12 protein-coding genes and 1 pseudogene are annotated in these 15,063 nt (G+C 64.8%); 5 read left to right on the top strand and 8 right to left on the bottom strand.

What is annotated here, in order from left to right; all coding sequences use genetic code 11:
• Window positions 1–75: 75 nt before the first annotated feature.
• Window positions 76–1,053: a dicarboxylate transporter/tellurite-resistance protein TehA gene (tehA, locus tag BJI69_RS17215; protein WP_071925014.1), complete on the bottom strand. Its 978-nt coding sequence runs from the start codon at window positions 1,051–1,053 to the stop codon at window positions 76–78.
• 139 nt (window positions 1,054–1,192) lie between these two features.
• Between tehA and BJI69_RS17210 the strand changes: the two genes are divergently transcribed.
• Complete coding sequence (locus BJI69_RS17210; RefSeq protein ID WP_071925013.1) at window positions 1,193–1,534, top strand: carboxymuconolactone decarboxylase family protein; 342 nt, start codon at window positions 1,193–1,195, stop codon at window positions 1,532–1,534.
• A 233-nt stretch (window positions 1,535–1,767) separates the two neighbouring features.
• Here the strand turns inward: BJI69_RS17210 and argS are convergent, their stop codons facing one another.
• Window positions 1,768–3,567: an arginine--tRNA ligase gene (gene argS / locus BJI69_RS17205; protein ID WP_071925012.1), complete on the bottom strand. Its 1,800-nt coding sequence runs from the start codon at window positions 3,565–3,567 to the stop codon at window positions 1,768–1,770.
• A gap of 186 nt (window positions 3,568–3,753) precedes the next feature.
• Here argS and BJI69_RS17200 point away from each other — a divergent pair, with 186 nt between their 5' ends.
• On the top strand, window positions 3,754–5,058 hold the full coding sequence (locus BJI69_RS17200) for an NAD(P)/FAD-dependent oxidoreductase (protein ID WP_125903094.1): 1,305 nt from the start codon (window positions 3,754–3,756) through the stop codon (window positions 5,056–5,058).
• Here the strand turns inward: BJI69_RS17200 and BJI69_RS17195 are convergent.
• A complete protein-coding gene (locus tag BJI69_RS17195) occupies window positions 5,055–5,516 on the bottom strand; it encodes a type II toxin-antitoxin system HicB family antitoxin (RefSeq protein WP_046967840.1) in 462 nt (153 codons plus the stop codon). The genes BJI69_RS17200 and BJI69_RS17195 overlap by 4 nt on opposite strands.
• 23 nt (window positions 5,517–5,539) lie before the next feature.
• Complete coding sequence (locus BJI69_RS17190) at window positions 5,540–5,719, bottom strand: type II toxin-antitoxin system HicA family toxin (RefSeq protein ID WP_071925011.1); 180 nt, start codon at window positions 5,717–5,719, stop codon at window positions 5,540–5,542.
• A 270-nt stretch (window positions 5,720–5,989) separates the two neighbouring features.
• On the opposite strand from BJI69_RS17190, the pseudogene BJI69_RS17185 reads away from it, so the two are divergent.
• Window positions 5,990–7,749 (top strand): annotated as a pseudogene (locus tag BJI69_RS17185) (sensor domain-containing diguanylate cyclase).
• Window positions 7,750–7,964: 215 nt separating this feature from the next.
• Here the strand turns inward: BJI69_RS17185 and BJI69_RS22555 are convergent.
• The 4 genes from BJI69_RS22555 to BJI69_RS17170 all read right to left on the bottom strand — a co-directional run bounded on the left by BJI69_RS22555 (window position 7,965) and on the right by BJI69_RS17170 (window position 12,417).
• Entirely contained in the window at window positions 7,965–8,114 is a 150-nt protein-coding gene (locus BJI69_RS22555) for a hypothetical protein (RefSeq protein ID WP_154670753.1), read from the bottom strand.
• A 318-nt stretch (window positions 8,115–8,432) separates the two neighbouring features.
• Entirely contained in the window at window positions 8,433–9,293 is an 861-nt protein-coding gene (locus BJI69_RS17180) for an aldo/keto reductase (RefSeq protein ID WP_046969665.1), read from the bottom strand.
• A gap of 188 nt (window positions 9,294–9,481) precedes the next feature.
• Window positions 9,482–11,764 carry an ATP-binding protein gene (locus BJI69_RS17175; RefSeq protein ID WP_071925010.1) on the bottom strand — a complete coding sequence of 761 codons (2,283 nt, stop codon included), beginning with the start codon at window positions 11,762–11,764 and terminating at the stop codon, window positions 9,482–9,484.
• Window positions 11,761–12,417 (bottom strand): response regulator, encoded by a 657-nt coding sequence (locus tag BJI69_RS17170; protein ID WP_046969663.1) that lies wholly within the window; start codon window positions 12,415–12,417, stop codon window positions 11,761–11,763. The genes BJI69_RS17175 and BJI69_RS17170 overlap by 4 nt, the downstream gene beginning before the upstream one ends.
• Before the next feature lie 326 nt (window positions 12,418–12,743).
• Between BJI69_RS17170 and tviB the strand changes: the two genes are divergently transcribed.
• Both tviB and BJI69_RS17160 read left to right on the top strand, forming a co-directional pair.
• Complete coding sequence (gene tviB / locus BJI69_RS17165) at window positions 12,744–14,012, top strand: Vi polysaccharide biosynthesis UDP-N-acetylglucosamine C-6 dehydrogenase TviB (protein WP_244890723.1); 1,269 nt, start codon at window positions 12,744–12,746, stop codon at window positions 14,010–14,012.
• 16 nt (window positions 14,013–14,028) lie between these two features.
• The gene (locus BJI69_RS17160) at window positions 14,029–15,039 is read left to right on the top strand and encodes an NAD-dependent epimerase (RefSeq protein WP_046969662.1); all 1,011 of its coding nucleotides are present in this window, start codon (window positions 14,029–14,031) and stop codon (window positions 15,037–15,039) included.
• Window positions 15,040–15,063 lie beyond the last annotated feature (24 nt).

Below are 15,063 nucleotides of genomic sequence, written 5' to 3'. Positions count from 1 at the left end.
AACGTGCGAAAGATGCGGAATGTCGTTCTGGCGCGACAATCTGCCCGGCATCGCGCGGCGGCTGCGAAGTCGCTGCTACGACGTCGCCGGCGGTGCGGCAACCACGGACGGCGGCAGGAATTTGTTCTGTGCAAGACGGACGATCGTGCCGACGGTCAACAGCAGCATCACCGCGTTGGTGAAGACGAACAGCACCGGCGCCAGCTCGGCGATCGCACCGGTCAGCCCGCGCAGACTCATGGTCAGGGCACTACCCGATAGCGCCGTGATGCCGAAGCTGAAAGCCCAGTAGCTCGACGCGAACGGTTGCTTCGCGATCCACGGGAACAGGCGGATCATCAGCAGCAGCTGCACGAGGCCATAACCCCACGCCGCCTGCACCATGAGCTCCGGTACGCCCTGTGTGTTGGCCAGCCACGCGACGGCGGCAACGGCCGGCGGTGCGAGCTGGATACCGAGCGTCGGTCGCAGGGGCGGCGGCAAGGGCGGCGCATTGAGCAAGCGGTTGACGATGACCGATTCGAGCGCGAGCCAGCTGAACACGCCGACCCCGAAGAAAAGGATTCCCCATGACGGGAAGCCGAGGATGCCCGCCGACGCGGCGATGATCAGGTTGCCGGCCACCGAAGGCAGGTAGATCACCGGCGTGGTCGTGGAGATGTCGCGATCGCCCTGCAACATGGCGCCGAAGCGCCACAGCGCGAAGACGACCTGCCCCACGCCACCGGTAAGCAGCGCGGCGACGGCCAGGCCGTGCGCATGCGGCGCCAGCACGATGCCCATCAGGGCACCCGACGACGGCACCAGACCAATGAAGCAGCATTGCACCGGATGCCGCGCTTCTTCGATCGCGGCAGCTCGATGCACGAGCCACTTGTAGGCATAGGCAAGGGTGAGCACCGCGCAGACCACGAAGGCGACGGCCATGATGCTTTCGCCGATCGCCGATGGCAGTCCCCACAGACGCGACGCAGTTCGCCAGTTGGCACCCAGCCCGACAAGGCCAAGGACCATGCCGAAGAACGACGCGGGAATGGGACGAGGAAGAGCCATGGAACCCCCTTTGGGTGACCGTGAGACGGACGCGCCAGAACTAGAACGTTTCGAGTATTTCCCCGCGCACGGGGCAGGATCATCATCTTCTCACCGACGACGCAAACCCGTGCCGCCGGCCATTCCTGAGGATCATCCCATGCTTGACTGGCCTGAATATCGCAACGAACTGGGCGCCCGTATTGGTGAAATCGCCAAGCTCAGCCCGGACACCATCAAGGGCTACCAGACTTTGTCCGGGGCAGGCGCCAAGACCAATCACCTCGACGCGAAGACGCGCGAGCTGATCGCCCTGGCGGTTTCCGTCACTACCCGTTGCGATGGCTGTATCACCGTCCACACGGCCGAAGCGCTCAAGCACGGCGCCACGCGCGAAGAGATCGGCGAAGCCCTCGGTGTGGCCGTCGCCCTCAACGCCGGCGCCGCGCTCGTCTACTCCGCAAGAGTGATGGACGCCACCGCAGCCTACTCAAAAGCCTGAGCGACCCTCTGGCTCTCTGTGGGGACCGACTCTTTGTGGGAGCCGACTCTTTGTGGGAGCCGACTCTTTGTGGGGACCGACTCTTTGTGGGAGCCGATTCATCGGCGATGGAGCGTTGCGGCGTCTCCGCTCCGTTGGCTTTTCGCCGATGAATCGGCTCCCACATGACCTTTTCGCCGATGAATCGGCTCCCACATGACTTTTTCGCCGATGAATCGGCTCCCACATGACCTTTACATTCGATCGGGTACGTCGATCGCCAGTAGCGACAACGCTTTCTCCAACACGCGCGACGTCAGCACACACAACGCCAGCCGCGACGCGCGAACCTGCGGATCGGCTTCGGCAAGCACCGGGCATTCCGCATAGAACCGGCTGAAGCGCTGCGCGAGGCCGAACGCATACTCGGCGAGTACGCCCGGCTGCATCACCCGTGCCGACTCCGCCACGTTATCGCCCAGCCCCAGGCAGGCGATGACGAGGGACCGCTCGCTATCCGCGGCCGGCACAGCGAGATCCGCTGCGGTCGCGCCGTTTGCCACGGCGAGGCCATTCGCTGCGGCCGTGCCACCCGCTTTCGCCAACAACGATCGCAAGCGCACACATGCGTATTGCAGGTACGGCCCCGTACGCCCTTCGAAAGCCACCAGCCGCTCGACGTCGAACACGTAGCCCGACAACCGATCGCCCGACAGGTCGGCGAACTTCACCGCGCCAATACCGACGCGCCGGGCCAGCTCGAACCTGCCCGCGTCATTCAGCTCCGCTCCGTAACCGGAGCCCTCGATACGCTCGGCGGCCTTGGCCACGGCGTCCTCGAGGAGATCGGTAAGCCGCGCGACGCCGCCATCGCGCGTCTTGAACGGACGACCGTCGGCACCGTTCACGGTACCGAAGCCGGCGTGGATCAGCTCCACGCCCGGTACGATGCCGGCCTTCGCCGCCGCACGGAACACCTGCTCGAAGTGCAGGGCCTGCCGTTGATCGACGACATACACCACGCGTGCGAGGCCTTCATGCATCGCACGTGCCTCCAGGGTCGCCAGGTCGGTCGTCGCATAGAGCGCGGCGCCATCCCGCTTGGCCAGCAGCAAGGGGGGCACCTCGAACGCGTCCTCCGGGGTGGCAACGTCCACGACCAGCGCACCGTCGCTTTCCCGCGCGATCCCACTGGCACGGAGCCGCTCGACCAGGGGCGTGATCGCATCGCGGACGTCGCTCTCGCCGTCGAGCGCGTCGAACACGACGCCGAGCTCACGGAAGTCTGCCACCTGCGAGGCCAGGCTCAACTCCCGCAGTGCACGCCACAAAGCGAGCAGCCCCGGATCGCCGGCCTGTAGCGCTGCCGTATCCGCACGCGCCTCGGCCATGCGTGCGGGATCGCTGCGACAGGCCGCGGCCGCTTCGGGATACAGGCACTCCAGTTCGTCAAGGCTCACCGGTGCGTTGGCCGGGAAGCCACTCTTCGCGCCCGGTTGAAAGAAAACAAGGGAAGGGTCGCGATGCCGGATGGCCGAGCTCAGCATGCCCATCTGCAGCCCCCAGTCGCCCAGGTGCGCATCGCCGAGGGTGCGCCAACCGAGCGCCGCATGGAGGCGACGCAGGCTCTCGCCAAGCACCAGCGACCGCAGGTGCCCCACATGAAGTGGCTTGGCCACGTTCGGGCCGCCGAAATCGAGGATGACCAGGCGCCCCCGCCCGGTGTCCGGGATGCCGAGGTTCACCTGAGCAGCCATCGCCCGGGCGGACGTTGCCAGGAAGGCCCCGGCCAGGGTCAGGTTGACGAAGCCCGGCCCCGCGACCTCCACCGACGCAAAGATCGGCTGCTGCCTGAGCAGGCCGGCGATATCACCGGCGAGCTCTCGCGGCGGCCGGCCGAGTTCACGCGCCAGGGCCAGCGCGGCATTGCATTGGAAATCGCCGAAATCCGGCCGCGTCGAGGGCTGGGCGCGTGCAAAAGAGGCAGGCAGGCCAAGGGTGGCGAACACGCTGGCGAGCGAGGCGTCGACGTGCGACGCCAGGGACAGGAACATGGACTTCTCCGTAAACGATGGGCACAGGCGCACGCATGAGCGCGCGGCGTCGCGTCAGCGCATCGTTCGTCGTCGGAGCCACCGTGTTGGCATCATGGGTTCGATTTAGCCGGAAAAGGCCAGTCTTCGCAAGCAAGCAACGAATCGATGCGTATGCTCGAAATCAGGTTATTGAAGGAGATGGGTATGACGGCTTCAAAGCGACCCGGTGCGCACACCGTCGTGATCGTCGGTGGTGGTGCGGCGGGTATCGAACTGGCAGCGCGATTGGGCAAACGCGGCGACCTCGACGTCGCCCTGGTCGACCGGGACGCCAGTCACTTCTGGAAGCCGCGCCTGCACGAGCTCGCGGTCGGCCTGCTCGGCGATGGCGAAGAAGCGGTGCCTTACCTGGCGCATGCCCAGTCGCATGGATACCGCTTCGAACCCGGCGCGCTCCAGCGCGTCGACCCGGTGGCGAAAACCATCGCGCTGGACGAGGTCCGCTTTCCACTCACCGACGAAATCATCCTGCCGGCGCGCAGCCTGAGCTACGACACGCTGGTGCTGGCCTTCGGCAGTCGCGTGAACGACTTCGGCACGCCCGGCGTCCTCGAGTATTGCGACATGCTGGACAGCCCGGCCCAGGCGATCGACCTGCGTCGCAAAATCCTGGCGCTGGCGCTACGCACCGCGGGCGATCCCGACAAACGCATCGGCATCGGCATCGTCGGCGCGGGAGCGACCGGCGTGGAACTGGCGGCCGAGCTGCACCACGCGTTCAACGACATGCACCGTTACGGTGGCCTCGATCCCGCCAGCAAGCTGGACATCACCTTGATGGACATGGCCAAGCGCGTCCTGCCCAACGTCGATCCACGCACCTCGGAGTCGGCGGAAAAGATCCTCCGGCGCATGGGCGTGACGCTGCGCACCGGCGTTGGCGTCGACGCGGTCGAAGACGGCGCCTTCCACCTCTCCGATGGCACGAGCGTGCACTGCGATATCCAGGTATGGGCAGCCGGCGTCACCGGCCACGACATGGTCAAGGGCCTCGGGCCCTTCGAACTCTCCAGGGACCGGCGCATTTTGGTCGATGGCCAACTGAAGGCCCAGGGGCTGGCCGACATCTACGCCATGGGCGACTGCGCCTTCGCCACCACGACGCCTGGCGGCCCCAGCGTGCCGCCCACCGCCCAGGCGGCACACCAGCAGGCCACCTACCTCGCCCGCGCCCTGCCCCGGGCCTTTCGGGGCGAGAACGTCAGCGCTTTCGTCTACCACTCCAAAGGCACCCTGGTGTCCCTCGGCTCGCGCCAGGCCACGGGCGAACTGCCTTCCGGGCCCAAGGGCCGATCGATCATCCCCATGCGCGGATGGGTGGCGAAGATGCTCTACGTGTCCTTGCAGCAACTGCACCGCGCCACCCTGCACGGCTGGCCGCGGGCGACGGCGTTATGGCTGGCCGACTGGTTGCGCAACACGACCTTGCCGCCGGTAAAACTTCACTAAGCGAGGCAGAGGCGCGGCGAGCTAACCGCTCGCCGCACGTCCACACGCTCAACGGAAAGATTGACGCGATAACCCACCGCAGCCAAGGCGGCCTCAACCTGCTCCAACTTGGAACTGTGGGTCAAATCCAGCAGACGGTCGATCTGCGGGGCATGCATGCCGAGCCTGCGTGCGAGATCCGACTTACGAAGGCCGTTGGCGCGCATAGCCTCGTAAAGCCCGACTTTTGCCACGTCCAGCGCAGGCAACGAGACCCAATATTCGCCTCGCTTTTTTTCGCTGGCGCGGGGGATCGGCTGACGCCGATCGATGTGATCCTGCAGGATGAGCGCCACCGCATCGATCGACTCGCTCAACGCGTCCTCGATACTTTCACCAATGCTGTTGAAGCCCTGGAGATCCCGGCACGAAGCAACGTACTCGTCACCGTATTTCTTAAGTTTAATTGCGTAGCGCATAGCCACTCCATTGCTGCCCGGCCTCATTTCAGACCGAGATCTTTCAGGATGCTTTTCCGGAGGAGCTCCGGTATCTCCTTGGACCCGTGACTGGGCACGATCGAAGTCCTTCCTTTATATCTGACGAACTGGTGGCTGCCTCGCTGTCGTTCAAAAACAACACCTTGCTGACGCAGCCACCGTATAAATTCACTGTACTTCATCGACTTCCATGCCGTTCGCTGGTGCGCGACAAGCTTACTAACATTAATGTTAGTTTCAACACTTATGTTAGGTGGGTTTGCGTAGGCGTTCACCGCAAGGTTGGGGCCGCCGGCTCCCCATTTCCTCGACCGCCGCTTTCACGCAAGAAGCCGCCCATGTCGCTATAACCAGCGGTGTGCCAGGCGGCCTCACCTCAGGACAGTGACGTGGATCACGTCCGGCCGGCTGCCGAGCCGCTACGTTCCGCTGTCCCCTGCCCAGGAGTCGCGATGCGAGCCGCGCCCTTACCCGACGACGAATCGCGCCGCCTTGAGCGGCTACGCAGCCTGGCCGTGCTGGACACGGCGCCGGAGCCTTTTTTCGACGGTATCGTGCAGGTGGCCTCCCTGGTCACGGGTTCGCCGATCGCCCTGGTCAGCCTGATCGACCACGACCGTCAGTGGTTCAAGGCCCAGGTCGGCTTGGAGGGGGTGACCGAGACACCGCGCGACGTCTCGTTTTGTGCCCACGCGATCCACGACCAGACGCTGTTCGAAGTGCGCGACACCCACCACGACGAGCGCTTTCTCGACAACCCGCTGGTCGAAGCCGATCCCAACATCCGCTTCTACGCCGGCATGCCCATCGCGATGCAGGGCGGATCCGGCGTGGGCACGCTCTGCGTCATCGACCACGTGCCCCGTGAACTGACCGAGACCCAACGCCAGATCCTGACCACCCTTGCCGGCTTGGTCGGCATGGCACTGGAACAGCGCGCGACGGCACTGGAGCGCAGTGCTGCACTGGCTCGCGAGATCGCGCTGGAACGCGACCTCAGGCGCACCGCGCAGGATTGGCAGGCCCGGCTGCGTGCGAGTGAATCCTTCCTCGACCGTACGGGTGCCGTGGCCGGGGCGGCGGTTTCGAAGTCGACCTGGCATCGAACAAGGTGCACTGGTCCGCGCAGACCTGCCGGATCCACGACATGCCACCAGGCTATGAGCCCAACCTCGACGAGGCTTTCTCGTTCTTTCCCGAGAGCGCACGCGAGACCATCCGCGCCGCCGTCGAGCGAGGTATCGCCAGCGGGACGGGCTGGGATGTCGAGCTGCCCCTGCTGACGGCCCGGCACCGTTCGCTCTGGGTGCGCTCGGTCGGCGAGGTCGAGCCACGGGGCGGTCCGGCCAAACGCCTCGTCGGCGCGATCCAGGACACCACCGATCGCCGACGCGCAGTCGCTTCACTGGAAGCCAGCGAGCGCCGTTTCCGCCAGCTGTTTCATTACAGCCTGGGTCTGATCTGCACGCACGACCTCGACGGCATCCTGCTCTCGGTCAATCCCGCCGCGGCGCATTCGCTGGGCTATCCGGTCAACAGCCTGATGGGGCGGCCACTTACCGATTTCATGCGGCCGGAAGTCGTGCCCGCCTTCCATGCGTATCTGCGACGTATCGGCGATGCGGGCAGCGATTCGGGCCGGCTCGAATTGCGCGCGGCCAACGGCGACCTGCGCATCTGGGCATATCACAACGTGCTCGACGACGATGACGACGAGCGCTACGTGCTCGGCCACGCGCAGGACATCACCGAACAGTACCGACAGGAGCGGCAACTGCGCGAATGGTCGTTGAGCGATCCCCTCACCCATTGCTTCAACCGGCGCTACCTGGATCAGCTCGGCGCACTGACGCGTGACGAGACGCTCGGCTGCATCACGGTGGACCTCGATCACTTCAAAGCCATCAACGATACCTACGGCCACCAGCGTGGCGATGACGTGCTGGTCGACATGGCAAGCTTCCTGCGGGCCCGCGTCCGCGACAACGACGCCGTCGTGCGCCTGGGCGGCGACGAGTTTCTACTGGTGTTGCGGAGCGCCAACGAAGCGCACCTGGCCGAGGTGTGCGCACGCTTGCGTAACGAGGCAGACGCCGCTCCTATCGCCTTCACCCTGGGCGCCGCGATGAAGGAAGCCGGCACGCCGCTGGACGCTGCATTAAGCCGCGCCGACGAACGCCTCTACGAGGCACGGGCTCACCGAAAATTGTAGGAGACGCTTCAGCGGCTCGGCTTTGCCTTCGCTCCCTACACTTGGGCGTCTCGCGGGGAGACCTTGGTGCCCACCCTCGCTGCTCAGACAGGTCCTCCGCGTTCCGTAAAGGAAAGGCCGCTGACGCGGCCCGTGTACTTATCTGGCCTACGGCCGCTCCACTTGTGCGGAACTCGCCTCGAGGGTGGACACCAAGGTCTCTCACGACGATACGGTTAGCTCGAAGGCGAGCCGTTGGAGTGGATGTGGCCGCCGAAGCCCTGCCTCGCGCGGACAATCGCGACCAGCGCGCAGAGGTTGGTGCGTTTCGCGATGGCGACGAGCGAGCAGCCGAAGCGGCGTTGCTTCGTCGGCTCGACCCGCATGAACCTCAAGGATGGGAAGAGTCTTCGGTGTCCACCCTCGAGGCGAGTTCCGCACAAGTGGAGCGGCCGTAGGCCAAATAGATGCATGGGCCGCGTTAGCGGCCTTTCCTTTACGGAACGCGGAGGACCTGTCTGAGCAGCGAGGGTGGACACCGAAGGCTCTTTGCCTCAAGCCCCCCAGCGAGGGTGAACACCGAGGACTCTTTGCCTCAAGCCCCCAGCGAAGGTGGGCACCGAAGGCTCTGCGCCTCAGACCTCCACGCAAGTGCGGCCCTGCGGACCGCTCGCCGGGCGGCGGGCGGTCCGTCAGCCGAGACGTTATTTCACCGCGTGCTCGAGCGCTTCGAAGTCTTCCTGCGACAGTTTCAGCGCGGCGCCCTTGACGTTCTCCTCGAGGTGATCGGGACTACCCGTGCCCGGGATGGGCAGGATCACCGGTGAACGCTTGAGCAGCCACGCCAGGGCGACCTGGCCGTCGGTGGCATCGAGTTTCTTGGCGATCTTCGACAGCACCGAGCCCTCTTTCGCCAGCTCGCCGGCGGCAAGCGGGAACCAGGGGATGAAGCCGATGTTGTGCTTGTCCGCATAGTCGACCACGGCCTCGCTCTGGCGGTTGCCGAGGTTGTAGAGGTTCTGCACGGTGGCGACCTTGAAGAACTTCGACGCCGCTTCGATCTGCGCGACATTCACCTCGGACAGGCCGACATGACGAATCAGGCCTTCGTTCTGCATGTCGCGGATGACGCCGAACTGCTCGTCCTGCGGCACCTTCTCATCGACGCGATGCAACTGCCACAGGTCGATGCGTTCCACCCCCAAGCGGCGCAGGCTCATCAGGACGCACTGGCGCAGGTATTCGGGACGGCCGAGCGGCGCCCAGATGTCCGGGCCATGGCGGGTCAGGCCGCCCTTGGTCGCGATGACCAGGCCCTTGTATGGATGCAACACTTCGCGAATCAGGTCCTCACTGACGTACGGACCGTAGCTATCGGCCGTATCGATCAGGTTCACGCCGAGCTCGGGCAGCTTCGCCAGGGTCTCGCGCGCTGCCTTGGGGTTGGCCGGCTCACCCCAGATGCCCTTGCCAGTGATGCGCATGGCACCGAAGCCGAGGCGGTTGACCTCGAGGTCGCCGCCGATCTTGAACGTGCCGCTCGCGGATGCGTTTATGCTTGCCATCGGTAGACTCCGTTACGTTGGGACGAAGGAAAGTCAGACAGACATTGGTACGCCATCGAACGTTTAAAGGGCGTCGCGAAACATCGATGCAAGGACGATCGGCTTCGCAAACGTTTGCGTTCGAGCAAGCTCGAAGCAAGGCGGCGCAAGTCGCGCCTGGTTTTTTCAAACCGCCGGAACGGCGCGGGCTAGAGACGCGCAGCGATCGCGTCGAGCAAACGTCTGACCAGGGCATCGTCGACGGGTTCCCCGGCAAGCGCTTGCTCGATGCGATCGATGTCCGTGGCGATGGACGTCGCGCCCCAGACCAGAGCACCGCCCTTGAGCCGATGAGCGAAGTGAGCGGCACCGGTCAGGTCGCCCACGGCGAGCGAGGTGCGGATGGCGGCGAGGTCCTTCATGCATTCCCTGATGAAGGTCGCATCGATTTCCGATTCCGTGCGCGGCGCCGCGAGGGCTGCCTTGAGGCCTTCCAGTGAGAGCGGCTTGCCCAGCACCGTGTCGATGCCACTCTCTTCGCACCGACGGATATGTGCTTCGCCGTGATTAGCCGAGATGGCGATGAAGCGCGTACGCGGTCCGCCGGCCGTGCGCTCACGCGCACGCAACTCGGCGGCGATATCGTAGCCCTGCATGTCCGGTAGCTCGCAATCGAGCAGGACACCGACATAGCGTCCGGCTTCGAACACATCGATCGCCGCCTGCCCATGGTCCACGGCCTGGGTCGCGTAGCCGATGAACTTCAGCTGCGCGGCGATGATCTGGCGGTTCGCCGGATGATCCTCGACCAGGAGCACGGTGCCGAAGGGCTCGTCCTTGGCCACATCCGGCGGGTCGTCCTCGGCGACCGTCGTGACCGCGGGGACGAGGCTGGTCGGCAGCTCGATGCGGACGGCCGTTCCTACGCCGACCTCACTGGTGAGGTCGAGGCGCCCACCAAGATGGGTGACGATATCCCGACAGATCGCCAGTCCCAGGCCCGTGCCACCGAGTCGGGTGTCGAGGGGACCGTGCGATTGCGCGAACGCGCGGAACAACTCGCGCTGCCGATCCACCGGCACACCGATGCCTGTGTCGAAAACGTCGATCACCAGGCGGCGAATGTGATCGGGTGTCTCTTCCGTACCCTGCCACATGGCGATGCCGACATGCCCCTCGTGCGTGTACTTCACGGCGTTCGCGAGCAGGTTTTCGAGTACCTGGCGCAGGCGTGTCTCGTCGAGCAACAACCAGGGCAAGGGGCCCATGGGAAGGTCGAGCCGAATCGCGAGATCCTTCGCCTCGATCGCCGGACGCTGCGACTCGATGACCTGCCGCGCCACGGCCAGCACATCGCAGGACACCAGATCGGGGGTGAAGCCCTGGACTTCCGAGCGGGTGTAATCGAGTGCACTCTTGAGCAGGGAGCGCAGGTTGCGGCTACTCGCCTGCGCGATCGCCATGAGGTCGCGTTGCGGCCCTTCCAACGGTTGCCGGGCCATCAGGTCGATGGACGAGACCACGGCGTTGACCGCATTACGCACTTCGTGGCTCATCACCGCGAGCAGCATGGTCTTCTGTTGCTCGCCGCGCTGCGAGGCCAGCTGCGCACGACGCATCTGCCAAAGGGCGAAAATCAGGACGAGGACCAGGGCAGCACCCAGCGCGATCTCCCCCTGGTAGACCGAGACGACCTGCGACAATGTCGGCGCACGCAGGTAGGCTGCCTCGAGCCAGCGCTCGATCACGGCCTCGTTCTCGTCGGCCGTGATGCGGCGCATGCCCTTGTCGAGCATGTCGATCAGCTCGGGCTCGTCGGGTTGGACGACCACCCTCACCGTAATCGGTATTTCCGCCACGTCGCCGGCCACGCGCAGGCTGGAAGCATAGTCGCGACGCACGATGGGGTGGTACGCCACGTCCATGCCGATCGCGGCATCCGCGATGCCGCTTTCCACCGCTGCCAGCACTTCGTGGATGTCGTCCAACGGAAGGCGCGTGACCAGCGGATGTTCGCGCTTGAGCCAGCTTTCGTAGGCACCACCGCCCTTGAAGGCCACCGTGTGCCCGTCGAGGTCGCGCATGTCGATCCTGGCCGGCCCCACGGTGCGCGTCACGATCAGGGTGCGGCCCACGTAGAACGGTTTGGACAGCAGGGCTCGGTCACCCAGATCCGCTACCACCATGCGATCGCTGGTCGAAGGCAGCAGGTCGACGCGATGCTCCGTGAACGCTTTGACGGACGCCTCCCAGGAGGCGGTACGCACGGTTTCGAAGCGCACGCCGGTGTGTTCCGCCACCAGCGCGAGGTACTGGCTGACCAGGGGATTGGCTTCCCCGCCACGGATCTCGGCGCCCTGCTGCGGATCGATCGCGATACGCAACACGGGATGCTGCGAGATCCACCGCTCCCGTTCGGGATCTGGCGAATCGGTGGCGGCAGCAGCGGTCACGACGAACGCAGCCAGGCAAAGGGCGATCCATCGCCTCACTTCAATGGCACCTCGCTGTCCGATGCCAGCAGGTAGGCGCGAAGCATGTGCAGTTCGTTGTCCTTGCCGATGTCCAGCTTTCGGTAAGCCGCCGTCTTCTGCGTGCTCACGGTCTTCAGGCTGCGGTTGAACTTGTTGGCGATCTGGGTGACCGACAGGCCTTCGAGCACGCAACGGATCACTTCCCACTCGCGGGGCGAGAGCCGCGCCATCGGATTGTCGGCCAGCCCGCTGACCGTCCCCGGGGGCAGGTATTCGCGACCGGTCATCACCGCGTCGATCGCACGAATGACTTCATCGGGCTCCTGGCTTTTCGCGACGAAACCGTGCGCACCGGCCTGCAAGAGACTGCGGATCACCAGGCGCGAGCCGTGCGCGGAGACAACCAGGATCCTCAGCGCTGGATGCGCTGCACGCAGCAGCTTGATCAGGGCGACACCGTCGATGTCGTCCATAGCCAGCGAGTAATCGATCAGTGCGACATCCACGGGCATGGCTGCCAGCATGGCCCGGAACGGCTGGCTGCTGCCATGGCTGCCAACGATCAGGATCGAAGGAATTTTCTCAAGGTGCGCGATGAGCCCTTTGAGGACGAGCGCATGATCGTCCAGCAAGGCCACGCGCACTGAGCCGGTGTAGGTTCGCGCGGACATGGCTCGATCAGATACACCCTTGTAGTCATATGCCCTGCTTCTTAAGCGGAGCGGGATGAACGATATATCGGTGATCGAGGCTTGTAAACGCTGGTGCCCTGCGAAAAACACCATCGGCCATTCGGCTACCTCCGTAAGCCGTACAGGCAATCCCCGAGTGGATTGCTAACCTCTCATCGCCCGTAAGACGGGCATTGTCGACCACTAAGGGGTAGGAAGCGGTCATGGATACAGTTAGCCGCAGACCGGCCGGCACCGCCGCCTTGCGCGAACCCGTCGCAGCCGACCGGCCGTACGACCCGGCCGAGGGCGCCGCGACCCTGTCATTGGACACGGTGCGAATCGGAATCGTCGGATTGGGCTACGTCGGCCTGCCGCTGGCAGTCGAATTCGGCAAGCGCTACGCAACCCTCGGATTCGACATCAATTCCGGGCGCATCGATGAGCTCCGCCGAGGCCACGACGCCACCCTGGAAGTGGATGGCGACGAACTCGGCGCCTCGCGCCGGTTGCGCTTTTCCTCAGGGATTGAGGACCTCGCCGAATGCGATGTCTACATCGTCACCGTGCCGACGCCGATCGACGACGCGCGCCGCCCTGACCTCACACCCCTGATCCGCGCGAGCGAAACCCTCGGCAAGGTGCTCAAGCGCGGCGACATCGTGGTCTACGAATCGACGGTTTATCCGGGCTGCACCGAGGAAGTCTGCGTGCCGATCCTGGAGAGGGTTTCGGGCCTGGTCTTCAACGAAGATTTTTTCGCCGGCTACAGTCCGGAGCGGATCAACCCGGGCGACAAGGCCCACCGCGTTACGGGAATACTCAAGGTTACCTCCGGGTCGACACCCGCCACGGCCGACTTCGTCGACGCGCTCTACCGTTCGGTGATCACGGCGGGCACGCACCGGGCCAGTTCACTCAAGGTGGCCGAGGCCGCGAAGGTGATCGAGAACACCCAGCGCGACCTCAATATCGCCCTGGTCAACGATCTCGCCATTCTCTTCAACAAGCTCGGCATCGACACCCTCGAGGTGCTCGAAGCCGCCGGCACCAAGTGGAATTTCCTGCCCTTCCGGCCAGGCCTGGTCGGCGGCCATTGCATCAGCGTCGATCCCTACTACCTGACCCATAAGGCACAGCAGGTGGGCCACCATCCCGATGTGATCCTCGCCGGACGACGCACCAACGACGGCATGGGCACGTACATCGCTTCCGAGGTAGTGCGGCTGATGGTGCGCAAGGGCATCAACCCGGTACGCGCCCGCGTGCTCATCCTCGGCCTGGCCTTCAAGGAAAACTGCCCGGACCTGCGCAATACCCGCGTGGTCGACATCATCAACGCCCTCGACACCTATGGCGTGGGCGTCGACGTGCACGACCCCTGGGTGCGCGCGAGCGAGGCCGAGCACGAATACGGCATCACGCCCATGGCCGATCCGGCCCACGCCGCCTACGACGCCGTGGTCGTCGCGGTGGGTCATCGCGAGTTCGTGAGCCTGGGCGCCGCGGGCATCCGTGCCTTCGGCAAACCGGAATCCGTGGTTTACGACGTCAAGTACGTCCTGCCGCGCGACGCCGTGGACGGACGGCTTTGATCGTGGAACAGCCCGCATGAAAGTGCTCGTGACCGGCACGGCCGGCTTCATCGGCTCCCACGTGGCCATGCGCCTGCTCGAGCGTGGCGACGAGGTAATCGGCTTCGACAGTCTTTCCGACTATTACGACGTGGAACTGAAGAAGGCCCGGTTGGCCCGTTTTGCCGACAAGCCAGGCTATACCCATATCCATGCCGATCTTGCCGATCGTGACGCCGTCGAGAACGCCTTCATCACCCACAAGCCGCAACGCGTGGTCAACCTGGCGGCGCAGGCTGGCGTGCGCTACGCCGCCGAGAACCCGCACGTATACATCGCCAGCAATGTCACCGGCTTCCTGCACGTGCTCGAAGGCTGCCGTCGCCATGGCGTCGAACATCTCGTCTTCGCCTCCACCAGCTCGGTCTATGGCGCGGATACACGCATGCCCTTCTCCGAGCACCAGCCGACCGAACACCCGCTGACGCTGTATGCCGCCTCGAAGAAGGCCAACGAACAGATGGCGCACAGTTACGCCCATCTCTACGGCGTTCCCTGCACGGGGCTGCGCTTCTTCACCGTCTACGGCCCGTGGGGTCGCCCGGACATGGCCCTGTTCCTGTTCACCAAGGCCATCCTTGCCGGCGAGCCGATCCAGGTGTTCAACCATGGGCACCACAAGCGCAGTTTCACCTACGTCGACGACATCGTCGAAGGCGTCTTGCGTACGCTGGACCAGATCCCGGAAAAGAACGCGAACTGGTCGGGCGACCGCCCGGATCCCGGATCCAGCGGCGTGGCTCCGTACCGCATCTACAACATCGGCAACGAAAAGCCGGTGGAGCTCATGCAGTACATCCGGGTGCTGGAAAAGTGCCTGAAGAAGACGGCGCGGATGGAAATGCTACCCCTGCAAGCGGGCGACGTGCCCGACACGGAAGCCAACGTCTCCGCGCTGGTGCAGGCCACCGGCTACCTGCCGAAAGTGGACGTCGGCGAAGGCGTCGGCAAGTTCGTCGACTGGTACCGCGGCTACTACCGGGCCTGACAATAAAAATACGCTGGGAGATAC

Source organism: Luteibacter rhizovicinus DSM 16549, assembly GCF_001887595.1.
Classification (GTDB): domain Bacteria; phylum Pseudomonadota; class Gammaproteobacteria; order Xanthomonadales; family Rhodanobacteraceae; genus Luteibacter; species Luteibacter rhizovicinus.
Note: the sequence above shows the minus strand (reverse complement) of the source record. Positions and strands in the feature narration are given on the sequence as shown.

Bases quoted from the DNA above. Each gene is read 5' to 3' on its own strand.
- tehA (WP_071925014.1), bottom strand. From the start codon at position 1,053: ATGGCTCTTCCTCGTCCCATTCCCGCGTCGTTCTTCGGCATGGTCCTT.
- BJI69_RS17210 (WP_071925013.1), top strand. From the start codon at position 1,193: ATGCTTGACTGGCCTGAATATCGCAACGAACTGGGCGCCCGTATTGGT.
- argS (WP_071925012.1), bottom strand. From the start codon at position 3,567: ATGTTCCTGTCCCTGGCGTCGCACGTCGACGCCTCGCTCGCCAGCGTG.
- BJI69_RS17200 (WP_125903094.1), top strand. From the start codon at position 3,754: ATGACGGCTTCAAAGCGACCCGGTGCGCACACCGTCGTGATCGTCGGT.
- BJI69_RS17195 (WP_046967840.1), bottom strand. From the start codon at position 5,516: ATGCGCTACGCAATTAAACTTAAGAAATACGGTGACGAGTACGTTGCT.
- BJI69_RS17190 (WP_071925011.1), bottom strand. From the start codon at position 5,719: ATGAAGTACAGTGAATTTATACGGTGGCTGCGTCAGCAAGGTGTTGTT.
- BJI69_RS22555 (WP_154670753.1), bottom strand. From the start codon at position 8,114: ATGCGGGTCGAGCCGACGAAGCAACGCCGCTTCGGCTGCTCGCTCGTC.
- BJI69_RS17180 (WP_046969665.1), bottom strand. From the start codon at position 9,293: ATGGCAAGCATAAACGCATCCGCGAGCGGCACGTTCAAGATCGGCGGC.
- BJI69_RS17170 (WP_046969663.1), bottom strand. From the start codon at position 12,417: ATGTCCGCGCGAACCTACACCGGCTCAGTGCGCGTGGCCTTGCTGGAC.
- BJI69_RS17160 (WP_046969662.1), top strand. From the start codon at position 14,029: ATGAAAGTGCTCGTGACCGGCACGGCCGGCTTCATCGGCTCCCACGTG.